This window comes from Streptococcus sp. Marseille-Q5112 (genome assembly GCF_916700555.1).
Lineage (GTDB): Bacteria > Bacillota > Bacilli > Lactobacillales > Streptococcaceae > Streptococcus > Streptococcus symci.
The window spans coordinates 156,491-176,301 of record NZ_CAKAKP010000001.1 but is presented as its reverse complement, the minus strand read 5'-3'; the positions used below and the strand labels follow the sequence as shown (position 1 = coordinate 176,301).

The following is a 19,811-nucleotide window of genomic DNA, read 5'->3' as shown; positions in this document are numbered from 1 at the left end:
ATACAATGTTGAATTTTGTCAAGTTCTAACCAAAAGAGCCTGAAATTCACTTTCAGGACTCTCCTCTTATTTAATCTTTTCTTCTTCGTAGTCGCCATTACTACATACAACCTGCTTGCCACCACCACGGACTTTTTTCTCCATGAGGAAGTTGCCACATTTTGGACAGTCACGACCAACAGGCTTGTCCCAAGAGGTAAATTCACAGTCTGGATAGCGATTGCAACCATAGAAGAGGCGGTTACGTTTGGTTTTACGCTCAATGATTTGTCCCTGATGACAACTTGGACACTCAACACCAATCTCTTTCACGATTGCTTGGGTATGACGGCAATCTGGGAAATTGCTACAAGCGTAGAACTTACCAAAACGACCAAGTTTAATAACCATTGGACTGCCACACACTTCACAATCAAATCCAGCTGGTTCATCCTTGATCTGGATTTTTTCCATTTCTTCTTCAGCCTTGGCCACTTCTTTAGAGAATGGTTTGTAAAAGGAGTCTATAACACGTTGCCACTGCTCTTTTCCGACTTCGACATCATCCAGCTTGCCTTCCATTTCAGCTGTAAAGGTTACGTTTACGATATCTGGGAAATATTCAACGATGAGCTTGTTGACAATTTCCCCCAACTCTGTCGGTTCAAAACGTTTGGATGCAAGGCGAACATAATAACGTTTCTGAATGGTTTCAATGGTTGGCGCGTAGGTTGACGGACGTCCAACTCCATTTTCCTCCAAGGTCTTGATAAGGGTCGCTTCAGAATAACGGGCAGGTGGTTGGGTGAAATGTTGCTCTGGTTTGCTATTGACCTGTTTGACCACATCTCCCACAGCCATATCTGGTAACATCTTATTCTTGTCAGAATCATTATAAATGGCAAGATAACCATCAAACTTAACCTGACTACCATTTGCAGCAAATTGAACTCCATTTTGAGACAATTTAACAGCCATGGTATCAAAAACAGCAGCTGTCATCTGGCTAGCCACAAAACGATTCCAGATAAGGGTATAGAGCTTGAGCTGGTCCTTGTCCAGATACTTAGCGATGCTTTCAGGTGTATTAAAGACACTAGACGGACGAATAGCCTCGTGGGCATCCTGAGCTCCTGAAGCATTTTTGACCTTGCTACCATGCTTAGAATACTTGCTACCAAAACGGTCCGTGATGAAACTTGCTGCTTCATTCTGCGCTACAGGACTGATACGAGTCGAATCGGTACGCATATAGGTAATCAAACCTTGAACACCAGAACCGATATTAATTCCTTCATAGAGCTGTTGGGCAACCATCATGGTTTTTCGAGTACGGAAATTGATTTTATTGGCAGCATCCATCTGCATAGATGAAGTGGTATAGGGTAATGGAGCATTGCGTTTGCGCTCTTTCTTATCCACCTGATCCACTGAAAAATCTTTACCAGTCAGACGAGATAAGACTTCCTTGACCTCATCATTGCTAGTCAATTTCAGCTTTTTGCCATCCACTCCATAGAAGGAAGCTTGAAATTGCTTGGTTCCCTTTTTAAAAACACCATCAATTGTCCAGTATTCTTCTGGCTGGAAAGCATTGATTTCATTTTCACGGTCAATGATGAGTTTAAGGGCAATGGACTGTACGCGCCCTGCTGACAAACCCTTCTTGACCTTTTTCCACAAAATAGGCGAAATCGAATAGCCTACCAAGCGGTCCAAAACACGACGAGCTTGTTGGGCATCTACCAAGTCCATATCAATCTTGCGCGGTTCTTTAAAAGCATTTTTGACTGCATCCTTGGTGATTTCATTGAAGACCACACGGTTGGCATCATTTTCATCCAAGTTGAGAATATGAGCCAAATGCCAAGAAATCGCTTCTCCTTCACGGTCCGGGTCACTCGCCAGAAAGACTTTATTAGCTTTTTTAGCTTCTTTTTTCAAGTCATTGATAAGAGGACCTTTTCCTCGGATATTGATATATTGCGGTTCATAATTATTTTCAATATCGACGGACATACTAGATTTCTTCAAATCACGGATATGGCCGACGCTGGCTAAAACCTTGTAGTTTCTGCCGAGATATTTTTCAATCGTCTTGGCCTTAGCAGGCGACTCCACGATTACTAGATTTTTTTTAACTGTTGATTTTTTCTTTTTTGTTGCCGTAGCCACAGTATCACACCTTTTCAAAGTAATAAACTTTATAAAGTGTAAACCATTTTGCCATAACTGTCAAGACTTAGCTCCTATATATAGAAGAAAAGTTGGTTTAAAAAGCAAAATTTCGTCTTAAAATTCAAATTCCGCAAGAACATCTTGCCCACTGGTGACCAATTTTGCTCCTTCTTGAATCAAATGATGACATCCATCAGATAGTCCATCTAAAATGCTACCAGGTATAGCAAAGACATCGCGCCCTTCTTCCATTGCCCTCTCACAGGTAATGAGACTACCTGAGCGCATCTTAGCCTCTGCTACAATCACACCACGGCAAAGTCCAGCAATGATGCGATTACGGGCAGGAAAATGAAATTTTAGAGGTTGTTCACCAGGTCCATATTCACTGAGAACCAGATGGTCAATGCCGATGTAGTCTTGCAAGCGTTTATTGGCTTTAGGATAAAACACATCTAGTCCTGTTCCGATCACTGCAATGGTTTTTCCGCCATTCTGAAGAGCTGCCATATGAGCTGCTGTGTCAATGCCCTTGGCTAGTCCACTGACGATAACCAGTTCATTTTCCAAGCCCTGAATGACTTTTTCAACTGACTTAGCTCCCTGTTTGCTACAAGCACGACTTCCTACGACTGCTACCTTAGGAAATTTCAAGAGATCCAGATTTCCCTTGTAAAATAAAAGCACAGGTGCATCATATATTTCACTCAAATCCCAAGGATAACAGTCATCTAAAATAGAGAAAGATGGAAATTTTTGAAACTCCTTCTCCAAATGCGCATCGTTTATCTGAAAATAACGTTCCATAAAAACAGCTGGATTTCGGCAACCTGATATTTCTGCAATATCACCCAACAACAGTTCTTGATCGACATTTTCACCGTATTCTAGAACGTTCAAAATCTGTTGATTGGTCAAACCTGATTTTTTTAACTTATAGATTTCATAGTTTGTGATTTTCATAAATATCTCCATTTCTTTTTCTACTCATCTATTTATTCGTAAAAAATCAAAAAAACATCCGACTATTTTAGCCAGATGTTGGAATCTTTAATTTTCGTTTTTAAGAATTTCTTCTAATTTATGATAGTCTTGGACACTATCGATCTCATAGATGCTATTGCCTTCTAATTCTTCAACATAGACATCTAGCTCTTTGATATTATCCTTAACCATATTGTCCCAGTAGAGGTCAACAAATTCACCACTTGCATAGGCCTTATCGATAAAGCTAACAATTTTTGCTGCTGTTGGAGCATCCCAGAAGGATACCCCACTAAGAATGCGACCAGCTTTGCTATCAACAATAATGTCTTGAACTTTGTAGTCATCCCCATAGACCAAGAACCATTCGTTGGTACAATCTTCACGATAAACACTAAAATAAGTCGAACGTGTCAAATCATTGCGGAACATATTTTTAAAGAGATAATTATCGGCATCGATAACGTAACTGTTAGCTAATTCTTCTTTTACAAGATAGAGAGAGTAAAAGTTATTGTAGTCAGCGTATTTATCATTGAAAACGAGGCGAACACCATATTTTTCTTTTAAGTAATCAAATTGTTCTTTAAGGTAACCAACAATGATGATGATATCATGGATACCTTTTTCTTTTAAAAACTCAATTTGGTATTCAATCAAAGGTTTTTGATTAACCTGAACCAAGGCTTTAGGGGTATTTTCAGTCATAGGACGCAAGCGAGTTCCCAATCCCGCTGCTAAGATGATGGCTTTCACACGAATCTCCTTTATTCTTTAATAATAATATAAACTCCAGCAATGACGACAAGTGACGTAATAATTGTCAGCATATCTAGTGGTGCACCCAAGAAAATAACTGCAAACAAGACAGTCCAGACTACATAGCTCACGTTCAAGCCTGTAGCTTTGGCTGGTTGTAAGCGATTGATAGCGATATAATAAGCCAAGTAGGAAATCATATCAAAGGCTGCAAAGACAATCATAAGACCTAGCAATTGGCCATTGGCCACTTCTGAAAATGATTGATGAGAGAAGAGTACAATCACAAGATAGGACAAGAATGAAGTCACTTGACGGATTAAGAGTGCTTCGATTTCACTTAATTCACTTTCCATAGCAAAGGAGCTGAGAACACTCTCACTTCCCCATGCAATAGCACAAACTAAAGCACAGAGAATCCCAATATAGAAGGAATTGACCTGTTCAACCTTATAGGTCTGGGCAATAATCCCTGCAATAATCAAGATAATCCCAAACACAGTATTTTTCGAAATCTTGTGCTTCAAGAAGAAGAAAGCCAATAAAACTGAAATCGCAGGGTAAATAGCTGATACAGATGAAGCTAAAGAACTTCCGATATACTTAACTGCATAAAGATTGGCCTGCATACCGATAGGGCCTGCTAGTAAGGCTCCGATGATAACACTAACATTGCGAATATTTAAGAAAATTGAGAGACGAACTTTTCCTTCTTTTACCAAGAGAAAAGCTAGTAAGATAAAGATACTCAAGAAATCATGAGCAGCGGCTACCACAAAGGGTGACAAATCTGTAAAAATCGAAAAGATATAAGCACTGATCGTTAGACCTAACCCCCAGAAAATACCTGAGAGTAGACCAAAAGAAACTCCATTTTTATTTTTCATCAGAACCTCCATAATAAGCTAGACCTTTAACAGCTCTTTGATAACGATTCACACCATAATCACCAAAATCTGCGCCTTGCTCTTCCTTATAGACTGTCCATAGACTCCAAATGGTATCTTGTAAAATTTTATAAATAGCAATCTTTTCACGAGAGACAGGTGTTTGGTCACTCTCATAGTGAGATAAGAAAGCTTCTTCCTCTTGGGGAGTGAATTCAGATTCTAAAAAGAGGGCAGCCAAATCCCACATTGGATCATTCATTGATGAATATTCCCAGTCAATCAGATAAAGTCGTCCTTGAGGTGATTCGATAAAGTTTTCAGGCACCAAATCGATATGACAAGATTTTCTGTCAACACCTAAGTCAGCCAGTCTTTTCTCTAAAGAGAAGACTTCTTCTCTAACTGCTTCATAATTGGCATAAGGGATTTTCTCTTCAATCAAGGATTCGTATTTTTTGATTTCTTCAAACGGAGCAAATTCTCCTCTTAATTCCTTGCCAGAAGCATGAATAGTTTGTAATATTGGAGCAATTTTATCAAATTTGGTCTTGATTGACGTTGAATCAAGCGTAATCGCAGATTCAATATACTCATTTACTTTGATACCAGCTTCAATATCAAAAAGATAATTTTTGACATCTAGGTCTAAATCTTTAAGTAGTTCAAGATTGTACTTTTCATCTTGACGATTGATCAGCTTTTCAGTCCCTTTACCAAAGAACTTAACGATGTACTGCTTATTTGTTGTTTTGGCCAAATAGTTTTGATTGGTCATTCCCCCCAGTTGTTCAACACTGAGGACTTCCTCTTCTTGACTAAGTAAGGAAGAAATTTTTTCTTTAATGATTTTCTCCACAATTAACCTCCAGCACCTATACTTCCCACTTAAACACTGTTTTAAAGGCTGTGTTTAAATCGGTCGCAAAGACACGGTGAATATCTTTAATTTCTCTTACAGGTTCTTCTAGATAAAGGATATTTTTAAGACGATTGGCAAATTTCTTGACTTCCATCATTTGGATTGCATTTTCAAAATCGATGCGACCAGAACGAGAGGAACCAACCAAGAGCAAACCTTTTTCTAAGGCATCGCGTGTATTGAGATTGACTTTATACTCACTAACTCCCATCATGAGAATCGTTCCCTGAGGACGAATGTAGCGAATCAAGTCATTAATAGCTGGTCCAGTACCATCACCACCACAACACTCAAAAGCATGGTCAAAGGCCAAATCTTCAGGAATATTATCAGTAATATAGCATTCCTTGGCAAAAGAGAAGAGTTCCAACTTTTCCCAATGACGACCAATAACCACAATCTCTGCTTCTGGTAGAGTATAGTTGATAATATTGGCAACCACAAAAGCTAAACTTCCATCTCCGATGACGGCGATTCGGTCCCGCTTGCTATGAGCAAGTGTCAATAAGCGATTCATAGCATGCATACCGACACTGACAAACTCTGTAATGGCTGCAACCGTATCTTCGATAGCATCATAAGGCACCACACGATCTTTAGGGAGAGAAACAAATTCTCTCATAAAGCCATCAAAGCCACTAGACAAGAAATGAGTCCCTATCATGTAGTTTTCATAGAATTCTTCATCACTCTGCATAGGAGGCTGATTGGGAATCATGACAACTTTTTGACCAACCTCGTAGGTTCCTGTCGGGTCAGAAATAACGGTTCCACATGACTCGTGAATCATTGCCATTGGAAGTTTTTTATTCAAAATCTTCGGATCACGTTTTCCTTGGTAGTAACGCTGATCCGCATGACAGACCGCCATATAATTAGGGCGGATGAGGATATGATTCTCTTGGTCAATAGCCTCTTCCTGATATTTGACATTGATAAACTTAGGCTTTGTTAGTTGGTAAATTTGATTAATCATTTTATTACTCTTCCTCAATCATGCTTTTTGCAATCTTCAAATCTGTTACTGTAGTAATTTTCAGATTTGAATATTCACCCTTAGCCAAGGCTACATCTTTTCCTTTGATTACAAAGATTTTACATGCATCTGTTAAGATTTCTTTCTCTTCGGCAGAGAGAGAACCGTAAAGATCCATGAAGTCCTTGCAACGGAATGTTTGAGGCGTTTGTCCTTGATAGAGGTGAGCACGATTTGGAATATCTGTAATAAATTGACCGTTAGTACTTTCAACGATAGTATCAACCGCTTCTACCACTGTGTCCACTGCGTCATGATTTTGAGCAAGTTGGATATTGTCCTGAATCATGCGAAGCGTAATGAATGGACGAACAGAATCGTGGGTAACAACGATGTCCTCTGGAGTAAGCGGACGATAAGCATCAATGGCTTCAATGATTTTCTCAATACTCGTATTACGGTCAGCACCACCTTTTGTAATGATGATACGATCTTTATGAAGAGGTAGATATTTATCTACAAGATCCTCTGCATGGGAAACCCAGTCTCCATGAACCCCAACCACAATTTTTTCAATACTTGGTTCCAAGACAAATTTTTCAATTGTATGAACCAAGATAGGTCGATCACCTAGCTCTAAAAATTGTTTTGGCAAATTACTGATTCCCATACGTGTGCCAGTTCCACCGGCAAGAATTCCTGCATAAATCATCTATTTTCTCCTTTGTCTTACTAAAAAAACTTATTCTCTCTATTATACCACAATCTAGTCCTATCATAAAAGAAATACTAGTCATCCCGTTCTAGAATAGGAGGATTAAGCAGTTCCATTATTCAAAGAAACTAGTCCATTTCTAGTAGTGACTAGGAATTCAATAGTCATTACTAATAAATGGCTGTGAAATTTTAGAGTTCTTCAGAATAATATAGTTTTCTTAAAGAAAGCTTAAATTTATATTTTCTTAATACAAGAAAAAGCTAGGAAATAATAAATTGTCCGATAGAGACACACTTCCTAACTTTTTATTTTTTAGTAAAACTCACCAGTCTTACTCTTCCTTATCTTGATTTTCAGTTCCTTTAACTGCTTTTTTAAATTCAGACAGCATTTTACCGATTGACTCTCCTAGTTCAGGCAATCGCTTTGGTCCGAAGATCATGAGAGCTCCTAAAACGATAATAATCAATCCTGGTGCTCCGATATCACGTAAGATTCCCATTTCTCTCTCCTTTCTGCTTGCGTTTCATAATGTGTTTGCTGATGGAAATACTTAATTCATAGAGTAAAATCAAGGGGGCAGTCATTGCCAAATCGCTGACAAAGTCAGCTGGTGTCAAGATGACTGCGAGTACCAATAAAATAAAATAAGCATATCGGCGATAAGCAATCAATAATTCTGGTCCAATGAGTCCAATTGACGTCAAAAAGGCAATGATAACTGGCAATTCAAAAATCAGAGCCAAGGGCAAAGTCGTTTGAAAAACAAAGGACAGATAATTTTGAGCTGTTAACTGTGTTTCAAATAGTCCTTCTCCTAGCCCTAATAAAACCTGAAGTAAGGCTGGTGTTACAAAGTAAAAACCAAAAGCCAGTCCAACTAGAAAACAAAGGAAACTAGCTGGAATATAGGCAAAAATTGCTCTAGCTTCTTCCTTTCTTAAACCAGGTTTGATGAAAGACCAAATATGATAAACTGTATAAGGTAGGGTAATGGTAAAGGCCATCAGACTAGCCAAACGTATGTAAATCCATAAAATATCATTTGGCCCTAAAACAATCAACTTTTGCTGAAAAGATTGGGTTACATACTGGTAAATCTGGTCTGCAAAAAGCAGAGAAACACAGAAAACCAAAAAGAAACAAATGACCACTGCCAATAATCTCTTTCTAAATTCTACCAGATGTTCAACGATTGTCAATTCTTTTCTATCCATCTATTTTTCACCCTGTCTGAAAGTGACAATCAAAACGATAACAACAAAGATTAGCTGACTGACCAAGCCTTCCCAACTTGGATAAATTCCAAGAAGGTCGATTGTTGGAAATCCTGTCAGCAAGTGGTTAGGAGCCATATTGGTCAACTGAAGAGCATGGACACTAACTCCCAGCATCTTGAAGGCTAGGGCATAAATCATCCAAGTCAGGATAAAGAAGACCTTATGTGGCAGGAAGAATTGACTGGCCTTGTTCATCACAACGGCAATAATTAGCAGAACCAGCAAGGCAAGTGAGATTCCCAAGACAAATTCAAAGCTAGAAATTCTTGGTAAAATCCCAACATAAAAAAGAATGGTTTCTGCTCCCTCACGGAAAACAGCTAGAAAACTGAGGGCAAACATGGAAACAAAGGAGCCTGTCTTAGTCACTGTTTCCATTTGTGACTCCATAAAGGTATTCCATTTTTTGACCGAGGATTTGTTGTGAAGCCAGATTCCAATCACAATCATCATAGCTACCGCAAAAATCCCCACTGCTCCTTCTATTATTTCACGATTGGAGCCTGATGTTACTGCTGGAAAGGCAATTTGCAGAATAAAAGCAATAAGAAGACTGGCCATGATTCCTGTGATAGCACCACCATAAACCCACTTGAGCCCTTTTCGCATCTTGGCTGCTTTCAAGGTTGTTACCAAGGCCATAACGATTAAGAGAGCCTCTACACCTTCTCTTAGAAGAATCAGCATGGCATCAAAGGCATTGTAACGTGCGCTGGTATCAATTTGTGATAAATCTGCAATCAGTTTTTCTAATTTTTCTTGATATTCCTTCTCACTTCCCTTGACCATAATCACAGGGCTTTCACTCTCCACTCTAGTATAGAGGGAAGGATTGGTCGTGCTGACAGAACCTTCAATCGTTGGCCAGATAGTGATGAATTCCTTCATACTAGCTTCTCCTGATGCTTGATCACCAGCTTGGAATTGTTCCAAAGCCTTCTTCAAAAGGGCAATACCGTCTTTAAGAGTCAAACTAGAAGATGCTTCTGCGACTTCTTTTCCAGTTACAAAATCATCAATAGCCTTTTTTAAGTCCTCGAAGGAAGTCTGGATTGAGTTAAAATCCGTAGGCTCGGTTTCCATACTACTACGTAAGAAAGAAATAGCTGTTTCAACACGTCCATAATGGGCCGTACTATTGTCACGAACCACACTTTCATTGATAGTCCAAGTGGAATTCATTTTCTTAAAGGCCTCTCGAACCTTTTCCGAATCTTTGGAGGCAATGGCTTGTTCCAAGGCTTCAAAACGAGGACTTAGACGATTTACCAATTTTGCCTTTTCCGCATCTAAGTCAACAGGATTTTGTTCTTTTTCAAAGGCTAATAGGGCTGCAGAAATTTCGGTGAGTTTGTCTTCAGTAATCTCTCCTGATTGAGCTAACTTTTCCTTAACGACTTTACCAGCCTCAGAATCCTTATTTTCTACTCTTTCGAAATCTGATGCCATCTCTGCAACGAGTTTCTGTGCTTCAGACTGATTGCCATTTTTAACCGCTTTGGACGCATCTGTGATTTTCACAAAGTAAGAACTCAGACTCTCTTGGGCACCTACTGGAGACAGAATTAAAAATGACAAAGCTAAAACCAAGAACCAGCTTTTAGCCTTCCAGTAATTTTTGTCCAATGTAGCCTCCTTTCTCCACACCACCAAAGCAAGCAAATAGGCCACTACCGATGTGAGTGATATATTCATTCATCTTATCTGTAGCACCTAGATTGGTTTGAACCTTGACAAAATTATCAGGATCTTTCTGGAAAGAAATGAAGAGCAAGCCCGTATCAAACTGGCCAGTCTTTTCATCAATTCCATCAGAGTAAGAATAAGAACGACGTAAAAGGGGCTTATCCACTTCTTTGGCCAAACGAACATGCGAATCATCTGGTAAAAGACTCAAATCCACTTCATCAAACTCATTTTTCTTACCAAAGGGGGCACCACTTTCCTTGTAACGACCAAAGGTATTTTCTTGTTCTTCAAGACTAGTGCGGTCCCAGGTCTCTAAAAACATCTGAATCCGACGAACTGCCATATAAGAACCATTTTCCATCCAGTCCTTACTATCAGCCCAGATGACGCGGTCAAAGTCTTGCTCCTTGGTTGGATTTGCTGTCCCATCTTTAAAACCAAAGAGGTTACGCGGAGTCTCCATTCGATCGCCGATAGCTGCAAAACCAGACTGACTCCAACGAAGGGTCACTGCATTTCTTCCCTTACGGATGAGGTTGCGAATAGCATGAAAGGCAACTTGCTCATCATCTGCACAAGCCTGAATCACAATATCTCCACCAGTATATTTTTCACGTAATTGCTCTTTAGGAAAAGGCGGTAAATCCCTGAACACTTGAGGACGCTTGCTTTCTAAGTTCATCTTTTTCAAGAAACTGGCAGACACACCAAAAGTCAGCGTCAGACGATGAGGATTGAGCCCGACTGTCTCACCAGTATCGCTCGGAGGCAAGAGAGCATTCTGGCCATCTTTTTTGACCAGCTCTCCCTCAACTAACTTGGCACTATAATCTGTCCAATCCTTGAATAGTTGGATAATCTTATCTCTATCCGTCGTGTGCAAGTCCAAGACAACAAAATAGATATTCTTTTGCATGGGCGTACTAATCCCAGCTTGATGCTTGCCATAAAAAGCAATTTTTTCATTTCCGTACGAGATTTTTTCCTGACTTCCTAGCTTAGGTGCGAAAAAAGCAGAAGCACCAGAGAGTCCTAGCGCTAAACCAGCCCCTCCAATCCCTGCTTTTTTTAGAAATTCTCGACGGTCCATTTTCTTCTCAAAAAACTTTTCGTCTTTTTCAGTCATGACTCTTACTCTCCACTAAGAAATTTACCCATTTGTGATAGAGGTTCACCAAGTTTTGTCACAGCTTCTGACAATTCTTTGGTATCTTCTTTTGTCAAATCTGTATAAAGTTTGTAGTGTTCCTTGTCGGTCATGTGTTTGTCCAACAAGCTATTAACAGATTTGAAATCTGCTTCCAATTCTTTAACTAGGTTAGCGTCTGATTTTTCAAGCAAAGGTTTAAAGAGTTGGAAAATCTTCTCAGCTCCCTCAATATTGGCACGGAAGTCATACAAGTCTGTGTGAGAATAAATTTCCTCTTCACCTGTAATCTTACTTGTTGCCACTTCGTTAAGCAAGTCAACTGCTCCAGTCAACATGACCTTGTAGTCCACATCCACAGTTGCAATCTTGGCTTTCAATTCCTTGATATCATTTACCAACTGATCACCGTAGCTTTCAGTTCCTTTAGTTGTATTGTCTTCCCAAAGGATACGCTCGATACGGTGGAAACCTGACCAACCTTCCTCTGTCTTGTTTTCGTCCATGTAGTCTGCCAAACGGAAGTCAATCTTGACATCTGACTCACCAAAACTTTCAGCAATCGGTTCTGAACGCTCATAAGACATACGAATCAGTGGATAAACCTTCTTAGCTTCTTCTAACTTACCTTCTTTCAAAAGTTTGACAAAGCCTTCCGTATCTGTCAACAGTTTATCGATTTGCTCTTGCACAAAAGTCTTATATTCAGCAGTGGCCTTATCAAGCATTTTCTGCTTATCTTCAGACAAGGCTGTCACCTTGGACGAATCACTTGTGTTACTTGGCTTAGATTGATTATTAGCACAAGCTGTCAATAGCAAGGCTGAAGATAAAAGGACAAAACCTAGTTTTTTCATTGTTTACTCCTATTGCTTCAGGAAACCTGAATTAATTTTACGTTTCATTATACTATGTTTTCACTCATTTTTCAATAAATTTTCAGACAATTTAATGTTGAGTAATTTATACTAATAATAGACTTTTAACCTCAAAATTGATAAAATAGGAAGGAAAATAATTGTAAAAGGAAACTATAAAACACTATGATGAACATGCAAAACATGATGCGCCAAGCACAAAAACTTCAAAAACAAATGGAACAAAGTCAAGCCGAACTTGCGGCTATGCAATTTGTTGGCAAATCTGCTCAAGACCTTGTCCAAGCGACCTTAACTGGAGATAAGAAAGTTGTCAGCATTGACTTCAATCCAGCTGTCGTTGACCCAGAAGACCTTGAAACTCTTTCTGATATGACCGTTCAAGCAATCAACTCTGCTCTTGAACAAATCGATGAAACTACCAAGAAAAAACTGGGTGCTTTCGCTGGGAAATTGCCATTCTGAGCATAAGAAAAAAGCTCCATAATATCTGTAGATAAGTCTCCTACAGATATTATGGAGCCTATTTTGTTGTCTTCAAAAGCCTGAAAACATCAATACAATGCGTTTATTTTATATGAAAAGATCTACTGAATTTTTCAAAATAAACTTCCAGTAGTCTTTTCACTTTTTATTAATAAGTTCCTTCTTCACCTTGACTAGTCAAGATAACTGGTCCATCTTTAGTAATCACGAATTGGTGTTCATATTGACAAGATAAACCACCGTCAATGGTCTTATGCGCCCAGCCAGTTTTCATATCTGTATCAATTTCCCAGTCACCTGTATTGATCATTGGTTCAATGGTCAATACCATTCCTTCACGGAGACGAAGCCCACGACCAGCAATACCATAGTTAGGAACCATTGGTTCTTCGTGCATGGTTGGACCAACACCATGACCAACCAAATCACGTACTACACCGTAACCACGACTTTCAGCGTATTCTTGAATAGCTGCACCAATATCACCAATACGATTTCCAACAACAGCTTGCTCGATTCCCTTGTACATAGCTTCTTTGGTTACATCCATCAAGTTTTTCACTTCTTCGGACGGCGTACCAACAGCATAAGCCCAACATGAGTCTGCTAGGCCACCAGAGTAGCTCTGGGTGTATTTTTTCATTTGCTCCACATTGTTGAAGTTTAGTTTTGAGACATTCAGGTCAGATTTAGCAATAGGACCTCCCAAAACCATATCAACCTTGAGCAAATCACCATCTTTCAAGATATAGTGACGAGGGAAAGCGTGAGCTACTTCATCGTTAAGAGAGCAACAAGTAGCATAAGGATAGTCCATCATGGCACCGTCAACCCCAATCTGAAGTGGAAGGAAATTTTCTTCCTTACAACGACGGCGAACGTATTCTTCAACTTCCCACATATCTACTCCAGGCTTAATCAAATCACGCAAGCCGATATGAATACTTGCTAGAAAATCACCGGCCTTATCCATAGCTTCAATTTCACGAGCTGATTTTAATGTTATCATTTTTTCTCCTAGTTTCTAATTAATTTTAACGGTTACATTTGCTTTTGAAACAATCTGATGCCCATGATAAATATCGTAATCAATAATAGCTGACCGTCTCGTATGATGGATAATGCGTGCTTGAATGCGCAATATATCATCTATCTGAACAGCCTGCAAAAAGTAGATTAGCATCTGCTCGATAATGAGATTGCGACCACTATTAACAACCAAATCTTGAGTCATATGGGTCAGAATTTCTGCCAATACTCCATTAGCCAAAACACCGTTCTTCTCTAGCATAAAGGGTTCCACTGTAATCACTACTTCATCATGGTGATAAGAAAGTTTTTGACCAATCTGCTCAGAAAAAGTTGGTAGAGCCGAAACTTGGGAACGACTCATCTTCTCCATGACATCTCGTCTGGTTACAACCCCAAGCAAGGTTTGATTATTACGAACAACCGGTACCATTTCAAAATCTTCAGCAATCATCCGTTGACTCACATTGGCAATATTTGTAGATAATCCAACTAAAAATAGACTACGAGACATGACCTTATCAATTGTTGTACTTGGTGACTTATCACCAGCATCTCTCATAGTAACAACCCCAACAACAACCTGATGTTGATTAATAACAGGGAAACGACTGCTACGATTCTTACGTACCAAGTCCAAATAATCTTTAACACTGTCAGTCTCTCTCAAAAAACCATACTCATGACTCGGACGGTACAGTTTCTCAACTGTCAAAATATCTGTTTTGATTTGAACATTTGACAAGGCTTTATTGATCATGGTCGCAACGGTAAAAGTGTCATGTTTGCTTCTTAAAACAGGAATTCCTTTTTGATTAGCCAGTTTAATCACATCATCATGAACCTGAAATCCACCTGTCACAAGAACGGCATTTTCATTTTCCAGCGCTAATAATTGAATACGAGTCCGGTCTCCGACAATCAAGAGTCCCCCATCATGAAGGTAGGACAGGATATTTTGTTCAGTCATGGCACCGATTGAGAACTTGCTAAATTCTCTCTCTAAACCTTCTTGACCAGCCAGAACCTCAGAAGAAGTCACTTCAGCAATTTCAGCAAAAGTTAATCTCTCTATAGCAACTTTCTGAGATTTAACACGGATAGTACCACTTCTTGGGCGAGTCTCTACAATTCCACGGTTTTCAGCTTCCTTGATAGCGCGGTAGGCCGTTCCATCACTGACTCCTAGATGATTGGAAATACTACGAACACTGACTCTTTTACCAACAGGTAATTCTTCCAAATAGCTTAGAATTTCTTGATGTTTACTCATTAAATTCTCCCTTTACAAAGCGAAACTCAAGATAATCTCGCATTTTTCTTGTATAGCGATCACTTCCCTTAAACTGACGGAACAAACTAAATCCAGCCTTAAGAGCAACCTTTTGGCTAGCTTCGTTTTCGAGATGGGTTATGATGGATAATTGTTTTAAACCAAATTCTTCAAAAGAAAGTTGGCAAAGTTTTCTAACAACCTCTGTCATAAAGCCTTGGGACCAAGCATCTTTTCTCAAAAAATAACCAAGTTCTGCTTCTTTTTTAATTTCATCTAGCTTTTCAAACTTAATTGAACCAATCATTTTTTCAGTTTTCTTGTCACAAATAGCCCATACTCCTAAAGGAGCCTTCATAAAATAATTGGCCAGTGCATATTGACTCTCTTCCAGACTAGCTTGACTTGGAAAAATAAATTGTAAATTCTCAGGATTTGAAGCTATCTCATGGAAGTCCTTACTATCACTAAAAAAGAAAGGACGCAAATACAAGCGATCCGTTTCAATGATAGAAAACATTGCTAATTTGGTCCAAATATTCATAAACACCTCTACGGTTTATTCTTCAACAAGTGTAATATCCGCTCCTAGATTACGTAATTTTTCAATAATATCTGAATATCCACGTAAGATGAACTCAATATTTGTAATTTCAGTTTTACCTTCAGCCATCAAACCAGCAATGACAAGTGCTGCCCCAGCTCTAAGATCAGTAGCTTTTACATTTGCACCACGTAAACTACGGCCACCAGTATATAAAATATGGTCGTTTGTAGTCGCAATATCTGCGTCCATCTTTGCTAGTTCAAAAACATGGTTTACTCGTTTTTCATAAATGGTATCAATAATGGTACCACGACCCTCTGCTGTTAACAAGAGAGGAGTAATTGGTTGTTGCAAGTCAGTAGCAAAGCCTGGGTAAGGAGCTGTCTTAATATTGATTGCTTTCAAATTAGACTGTTCTTCGACAAAAATACTGTCCTCCGATACAGTCATTCTCACTCCCATTTCTTCCAACTTAGCGATGAATCCTTCTAAGTGTTCATAAAGAACATTATTAATACGAATTCCCTTACCGACTGCAGCAGCTAAAGAAATATATGTTCCTGCTTCAATACGGTCTGGAATCACCTGATGACGGGTTCCGTGTAATCTTTCAACACCATCAATAATGATGATATTGGTTCCAGCACCACGGATATGGGAACCCATATTATTCAAGAGAGTAGCAACGTCAATAATCTCAGGTTCACGGGCTGCATTTTCAATAATAGTACGACCATTTGCTTTAACCGCAGCAATCATCGTATTAATCGTCGCACCCACACTGACCGTATCCATGTAGATACTTGCGCCGTGAAGTCCTGTATCTTTGGCAGATAACTTCATGTTATCTCCCTCGTAGCTAACAGTTGCTCCCATAGCTTCAAAAGCCTTAAGGTGCAAGTCAATAGGGCGAGGTCCCAAATCACATCCACCAGGTAAACCAACAGTAGCTTCACCAAAGCGACCTAAAAGACTTCCATAAAAATAATAAGATGCACGAAGACTATTGATTTTCCCATAAGGCATTGGAATATTTTGAACACCTCTTGGATCAATCTCTAACACATCATCATAACGCTTAACGGTAGCCCCCATTAACTCCATGATTTCGACAAGACTAGCAACATCGGAAATATCTGGCACACAATCCAAAGTCACCACATCATCAGCCAAAATAATAGCTGGAATTAAGGCCACAACGCTATTTTTAGCACCACTAATGGTAATCTCACCTTGCAGGGGTAAGCCACCATTGATAACAATTTTTCTCATTTTAAATTTTTAATACTCTTTCAAAATTTCTAAAAAGGTCCTACGTTAAAGTATACCATAATTTCACCTTTTTTTCCATCATTTTCAATTATATTAGCTGAATCGTATTTGTATTAACTGGCCTTTTTTAAAAAGTTTTGCCCCTTATTTGCCCCCTGCTACAAAAAAACCTATCATACAGGCTAGAAAGCTTGATATGATAGGCTTTTTTCATTTTAATTAACGTACTGTACGGATACGCATTGTGTTTGTACGTACAGCTTCTCCAACTGGTACACCAGCTACGATAACGATATCGTCACCAGATTGTACAAGACCTGCTTCAACTGCTTTACGTTCAGCAATTTCGAACATATCATCAGTTGATGATGGAGCATCTGTCAACATTGGGATAACACCCCAGTTCAACATCAATCCACGTTCTGTCAATTCGTCAAATGTCAATGCCAAGATATCAGCATTTGGACGGTATTTAGAAATCAAACGTGCAGTGTGACCTGTCTTAGTAAGAGTTACAACCAATTTGATATCCATTGAGTTAGTAGCATCTTTAACAGCTGAAGCCATTACTTCTGTCTTAGAGTTACGTTCAAATGAATCTGAGTTCAAACGACCGTATTCGTTAAGAAGAGTCTGAGCGTTCTTGTCGATTGTAGCCATTGTAGTTACTGACTCAAGTGGGTATTTACCGTTTGCAGACTCACCTGAAAGCATTGTAGCATCAGTACCGTCGATAACAGCGTTGAATACGTCTGATACTTCTGAACGAGTTGCACGTGGTTTTTCAGTCATTGTTTCAAGCATGTTTGTTGCTGTGATAACAACTTTACCTGCAGCATTGACTTTCTTGATAATCATTTTTTGGTAAACTGGAACCATTTCGAATGGTACTTCGATACCCATGTCACCACGAGCGATCATGATACCATCAGCAGCTTCGATGATTTCATCCAAGTTGTCGATACCTTGTTGGTTTTCGATTTTAGCGAACAATTGAACGTGTCCGTTTCCAGTTTCTTTACAGATTGCACGAACTTCGTTCACGTCTTTTGCAGTACGTACGAATGAAATCGCGATGAAGTTGATACCTTGTTCAAGACCAAAGCGGATATCGTCGTTATCACGTTCAGCAAGAGCTGGGAAAGGAATTTTAGTGTTAGGGATGTTAACACCTTTTTGTTTAGCAATTACACCATCGTTTTCAACTTCAACTTCAAACTCACGAGTTGCGTCATCTTTAGCAACCACACGAAGACCAAGTTTACCATCGTCAACCAAAACTTGACGACCAACTTCAACATCATCATAGATGTCAAGAGCACCAGCAACGTTCAATGCGATCACATCACGAGTTGATTTGATTCCTTGTTTAGTAGCAACACGGATTTTTTCACCAGTTGTGTAAGAGTACTCTTTTGCATCTCCTTCAAACAATTCAGTACGGATTTCTGGTCCTTTTGTATCAAGAAGGAAACCAACTTTTTTACCTGCAAGTTTTTCAGCAAGTTTAACAGTTGCCATACGGTCACCTTGCTCTTGGTGGTCACCGTGTGAGAAGTTGAAACGGAATGTGTTAGCACCTGCTTCAATCAATTGAGCAATGTTTTTAGCTGAAGCTTCAACATCAAGTTTTTCACCCCAGTATCCGTCATCACCGAATTTTTTACCACCGCGGATTTCTACCGCAGGTCCCAAAGTTGCAACGATTTTTACACGTTTGTTCATGATTTTTGTGACTCCTTTATATATGACCTTTTTGGTCTTATTAACTAAATTATAAATTATGACAAGCTCTTATTCAAGCTAGATAGCTCAAGGTCAGCTTCATGTGGGTTGTTAACCACAATCTTACCATCTGCAGTAAGGCTAAACAATGCTCCTTCTTCTGCAGTTCCAAGAATTGGGTTTTCAACCATTTTCTCGTTACGGATACCAACCGCAACACCACCGATACCTTCTTTAAGAAGTTTAACGGCATGTGCACCCATACGTGATGCCAAAACACGGTCACGCGCAGTTGGAGAACCACCACGTTGAATATGTCCAAGTTCTGTCACACGAAGGTCGCTTGTATCTCCAGCTTCTTTAAGTTTTTGACCAAATTCAGCTGCTGACATCACACCTTCTGCCAAGACGATGATATTGTGTTTTTTACCACACTCGTATCCACATTTAATGCTTTCTACGATATCTTCAATCTTGAATCCTTCTTCAGGAATGATGATTTCATCAGCACCAGTTGCAATACCAGCCCAAAGAGCGATATCACCTGCGTTACGTCCCATAACTTCGATAACAAATGTACGACGGTGACTTGATGATGTATCACGAATCTTATCGATAGCATCCATAGCAGTAGTAACCGCTGTGTCAAAACCGATTGTGAAGTCAGTACCAACAATATCGTTATCGATTGTACCAGGAAGACCGATAGCTGGGAATCCATGTTCAGTCAAACGCATAGCACCGTGGTAAGATCCGTCACCACCGATAACAACTACACCTTCAATTCCGTGTTTTTTCAATTGCTCAATCCCTTTAAGTTGCCCTTCAAGTTGAGCGAACTCTGGGTAACGAGCAGAGTGAAGGAAAGTACCACCACGAGAAATGATGTCTCCTACTGAAGCCGCATCTAGGGGATGAATTTCACCAGCAACCATACCAGCATATCCATCATAGATACCAAATACTTCCATTCCTTCTGAAATTGCTTGACGAACAACTGCACGGATAGCAGCGTTCATACCAGGGGCGTCTCCACCACTAGTCAAAACAGCAATACGTTTCATATTGGTTATGCTCCTTTT

At 39.4% G+C, this 19,811-nt stretch carries 19 protein-coding genes; 1 reads left to right on the top strand and 18 read right to left on the bottom strand.

From position 1 onward, the window contains the following. Positions 1 to 66: 66 nt before the first annotated feature. The 12 genes from topA to efeO all read right to left on the bottom strand — a co-directional run bounded on the left by topA (position 67) and on the right by efeO (position 12,376). The gene (topA, locus tag LG372_RS00940; protein WP_061589798.1) at positions 67 to 2,154 is read right to left on the bottom strand and encodes a type I DNA topoisomerase; all 2,088 of its coding nucleotides are present in this window, start codon (positions 2,152 to 2,154) and stop codon (positions 67 to 69) included. A gap of 117 nt (positions 2,155 to 2,271) precedes the next feature. Then, positions 2,272 to 3,120 (bottom strand): DNA-processing protein DprA, encoded by an 849-nt coding sequence (gene dprA, locus LG372_RS00935; protein WP_225741885.1) that lies wholly within the window; start codon positions 3,118 to 3,120, stop codon positions 2,272 to 2,274. Between the two features lie 87 nt (positions 3,121 to 3,207). Beyond that, complete coding sequence (locus LG372_RS00930; RefSeq protein ID WP_000643956.1) at positions 3,208 to 3,897, bottom strand: sugar phosphate nucleotidyltransferase; 690 nt, start codon at positions 3,895 to 3,897, stop codon at positions 3,208 to 3,210. Between the two features lie 11 nt (positions 3,898 to 3,908). Beyond that, positions 3,909 to 4,787 carry a DMT family transporter gene (locus LG372_RS00925; protein ID WP_050973147.1) on the bottom strand — a complete coding sequence of 293 codons (879 nt, stop codon included), beginning with the start codon at positions 4,785 to 4,787 and terminating at the stop codon, positions 3,909 to 3,911. Next, the gene (licA, locus tag LG372_RS00920) at positions 4,777 to 5,646 is read right to left on the bottom strand and encodes a choline kinase LicA (RefSeq protein WP_049491765.1); all 870 of its coding nucleotides are present in this window, start codon (positions 5,644 to 5,646) and stop codon (positions 4,777 to 4,779) included. The genes LG372_RS00925 and licA overlap by 11 nt, the downstream gene beginning before the upstream one ends. Before the next feature lie 16 nt (positions 5,647 to 5,662). Then, positions 5,663 to 6,685, bottom strand: a complete 1,023-nt coding sequence (locus tag LG372_RS00915; protein ID WP_049488776.1) for a ribitol-5-phosphate dehydrogenase — start codon at positions 6,683 to 6,685, stop codon at positions 5,663 to 5,665. Between the two features lie 4 nt (positions 6,686 to 6,689). Next, the gene (locus LG372_RS00910) at positions 6,690 to 7,397 is read right to left on the bottom strand and encodes a 2-C-methyl-D-erythritol 4-phosphate cytidylyltransferase (protein ID WP_049552516.1); all 708 of its coding nucleotides are present in this window, start codon (positions 7,395 to 7,397) and stop codon (positions 6,690 to 6,692) included. Between the two features lie 337 nt (positions 7,398 to 7,734). Next, the gene (locus tag LG372_RS00905; protein WP_049491767.1) at positions 7,735 to 7,905 is read right to left on the bottom strand and encodes a twin-arginine translocase TatA/TatE family subunit; all 171 of its coding nucleotides are present in this window, start codon (positions 7,903 to 7,905) and stop codon (positions 7,735 to 7,737) included. Continuing rightward, the gene (gene tatC, locus LG372_RS00900) at positions 7,889 to 8,620 is read right to left on the bottom strand and encodes a twin-arginine translocase subunit TatC (protein WP_049491768.1); all 732 of its coding nucleotides are present in this window, start codon (positions 8,618 to 8,620) and stop codon (positions 7,889 to 7,891) included. Before tatC ends, LG372_RS00905 begins: the two co-directional genes overlap by 17 nt. Continuing rightward, on the bottom strand, positions 8,621 to 10,309 hold the full coding sequence (locus LG372_RS00895; protein ID WP_225741884.1) for an FTR1 family protein: 1,689 nt from the start codon (positions 10,307 to 10,309) through the stop codon (positions 8,621 to 8,623). After that, positions 10,284 to 11,498 (bottom strand): iron uptake transporter deferrochelatase/peroxidase subunit, encoded by a 1,215-nt coding sequence (gene efeB, locus LG372_RS00890; RefSeq protein WP_225741883.1) that lies wholly within the window; start codon positions 11,496 to 11,498, stop codon positions 10,284 to 10,286. The genes LG372_RS00895 and efeB overlap by 26 nt, the downstream gene beginning before the upstream one ends. Before the next feature lie 5 nt (positions 11,499 to 11,503). Continuing rightward, positions 11,504 to 12,376 (bottom strand): iron uptake system protein EfeO, encoded by an 873-nt coding sequence (gene efeO, locus LG372_RS00885; RefSeq protein WP_049510546.1) that lies wholly within the window; start codon positions 12,374 to 12,376, stop codon positions 11,504 to 11,506. A 186-nt stretch (positions 12,377 to 12,562) separates the two neighbouring features. On the opposite strand from efeO, the gene LG372_RS00880 reads away from it, so the two are divergent. Next, a complete protein-coding gene (locus LG372_RS00880; protein ID WP_000981526.1) occupies positions 12,563 to 12,862 on the top strand; it encodes a YbaB/EbfC family nucleoid-associated protein in 300 nt (99 codons plus the stop codon). A gap of 169 nt (positions 12,863 to 13,031) precedes the next feature. Here LG372_RS00880 and LG372_RS00875 read toward each other — a convergent pair whose 3' ends face one another. The 6 genes from LG372_RS00875 to pfkA form a co-directional block, all read right to left on the bottom strand. Continuing rightward, entirely contained in the window at positions 13,032 to 13,892 is an 861-nt protein-coding gene (locus tag LG372_RS00875) for a methionyl aminopeptidase (protein ID WP_000631543.1), read from the bottom strand. A gap of 15 nt (positions 13,893 to 13,907) precedes the next feature. After that, positions 13,908 to 15,185: a CBS-HotDog domain-containing transcription factor SpxR gene (spxR, locus tag LG372_RS00870; protein ID WP_125409861.1), complete on the bottom strand. Its 1,278-nt coding sequence runs from the start codon at positions 15,183 to 15,185 to the stop codon at positions 13,908 to 13,910. Then, a complete protein-coding gene (locus tag LG372_RS00865; RefSeq protein WP_125409904.1) occupies positions 15,178 to 15,729 on the bottom strand; it encodes a GNAT family N-acetyltransferase in 552 nt (183 codons plus the stop codon). The genes spxR and LG372_RS00865 overlap by 8 nt, the downstream gene beginning before the upstream one ends. A gap of 15 nt (positions 15,730 to 15,744) precedes the next feature. After that, positions 15,745 to 17,004 carry a UDP-N-acetylglucosamine 1-carboxyvinyltransferase gene (locus tag LG372_RS00860; RefSeq protein WP_225741882.1) on the bottom strand — a complete coding sequence of 420 codons (1,260 nt, stop codon included), beginning with the start codon at positions 17,002 to 17,004 and terminating at the stop codon, positions 15,745 to 15,747. 219 nt (positions 17,005 to 17,223) lie between these two features. Then, a complete protein-coding gene (pyk, locus tag LG372_RS00855; RefSeq protein WP_049491777.1) occupies positions 17,224 to 18,729 on the bottom strand; it encodes a pyruvate kinase in 1,506 nt (501 codons plus the stop codon). A 56-nt stretch (positions 18,730 to 18,785) separates the two neighbouring features. Beyond that, entirely contained in the window at positions 18,786 to 19,793 is a 1,008-nt protein-coding gene (gene pfkA / locus LG372_RS00850) for a 6-phosphofructokinase (RefSeq protein WP_049491779.1), read from the bottom strand. Positions 19,794 to 19,811 lie beyond the last annotated feature (18 nt).

What these genes read in the sequence shown, in the direction of transcription:
- LG372_RS00915 (WP_049488776.1), bottom strand. Translation starts at nt 6,685, where the DNA reads ATGATTAATCAAATTTACCAACTAACAAAGCCTAAGTTTATCAATGTC.
- pyk (WP_049491777.1), bottom strand. Translation starts at nt 18,729, where the DNA reads ATGAACAAACGTGTAAAAATCGTTGCAACTTTGGGACCTGCGGTAGAA.
- LG372_RS00910 (WP_049552516.1), bottom strand. Translation starts at nt 7,397, where the DNA reads ATGATTTATGCAGGAATTCTTGCCGGTGGAACTGGCACACGTATGGGA.
- dprA (WP_225741885.1), bottom strand. Translation starts at nt 3,120, where the DNA reads ATGAAAATCACAAACTATGAAATCTATAAGTTAAAAAAATCAGGTTTG.
- tatC (WP_049491768.1), bottom strand. Translation starts at nt 8,620, where the DNA reads ATGGATAGAAAAGAATTGACAATCGTTGAACATCTGGTAGAATTTAGA.
- LG372_RS00880 (WP_000981526.1), top strand. Translation starts at nt 12,563, where the DNA reads ATGATGAACATGCAAAACATGATGCGCCAAGCACAAAAACTTCAAAAA.
- LG372_RS00905 (WP_049491767.1), bottom strand. Translation starts at nt 7,905, where the DNA reads ATGGGAATCTTACGTGATATCGGAGCACCAGGATTGATTATTATCGTT.
- LG372_RS00860 (WP_225741882.1), bottom strand. Translation starts at nt 17,004, where the DNA reads ATGAGAAAAATTGTTATCAATGGTGGCTTACCCCTGCAAGGTGAGATT.
- efeB (WP_225741883.1), bottom strand. Translation starts at nt 11,498, where the DNA reads ATGACTGAAAAAGACGAAAAGTTTTTTGAGAAGAAAATGGACCGTCGA.
- LG372_RS00875 (WP_000631543.1), bottom strand. Translation starts at nt 13,892, where the DNA reads ATGATAACATTAAAATCAGCTCGTGAAATTGAAGCTATGGATAAGGCC.
- LG372_RS00925 (WP_050973147.1), bottom strand. Translation starts at nt 4,787, where the DNA reads ATGAAAAATAAAAATGGAGTTTCTTTTGGTCTACTCTCAGGTATTTTC.
- pfkA (WP_049491779.1), bottom strand. Translation starts at nt 19,793, where the DNA reads ATGAAACGTATTGCTGTTTTGACTAGTGGTGGAGACGCCCCTGGTATG.
- LG372_RS00865 (WP_125409904.1), bottom strand. Translation starts at nt 15,729, where the DNA reads ATGAATATTTGGACCAAATTAGCAATGTTTTCTATCATTGAAACGGAT.
- efeO (WP_049510546.1), bottom strand. Translation starts at nt 12,376, where the DNA reads ATGAAAAAACTAGGTTTTGTCCTTTTATCTTCAGCCTTGCTATTGACA.
- spxR (WP_125409861.1), bottom strand. Translation starts at nt 15,185, where the DNA reads ATGAGTAAACATCAAGAAATTCTAAGCTATTTGGAAGAATTACCTGTT.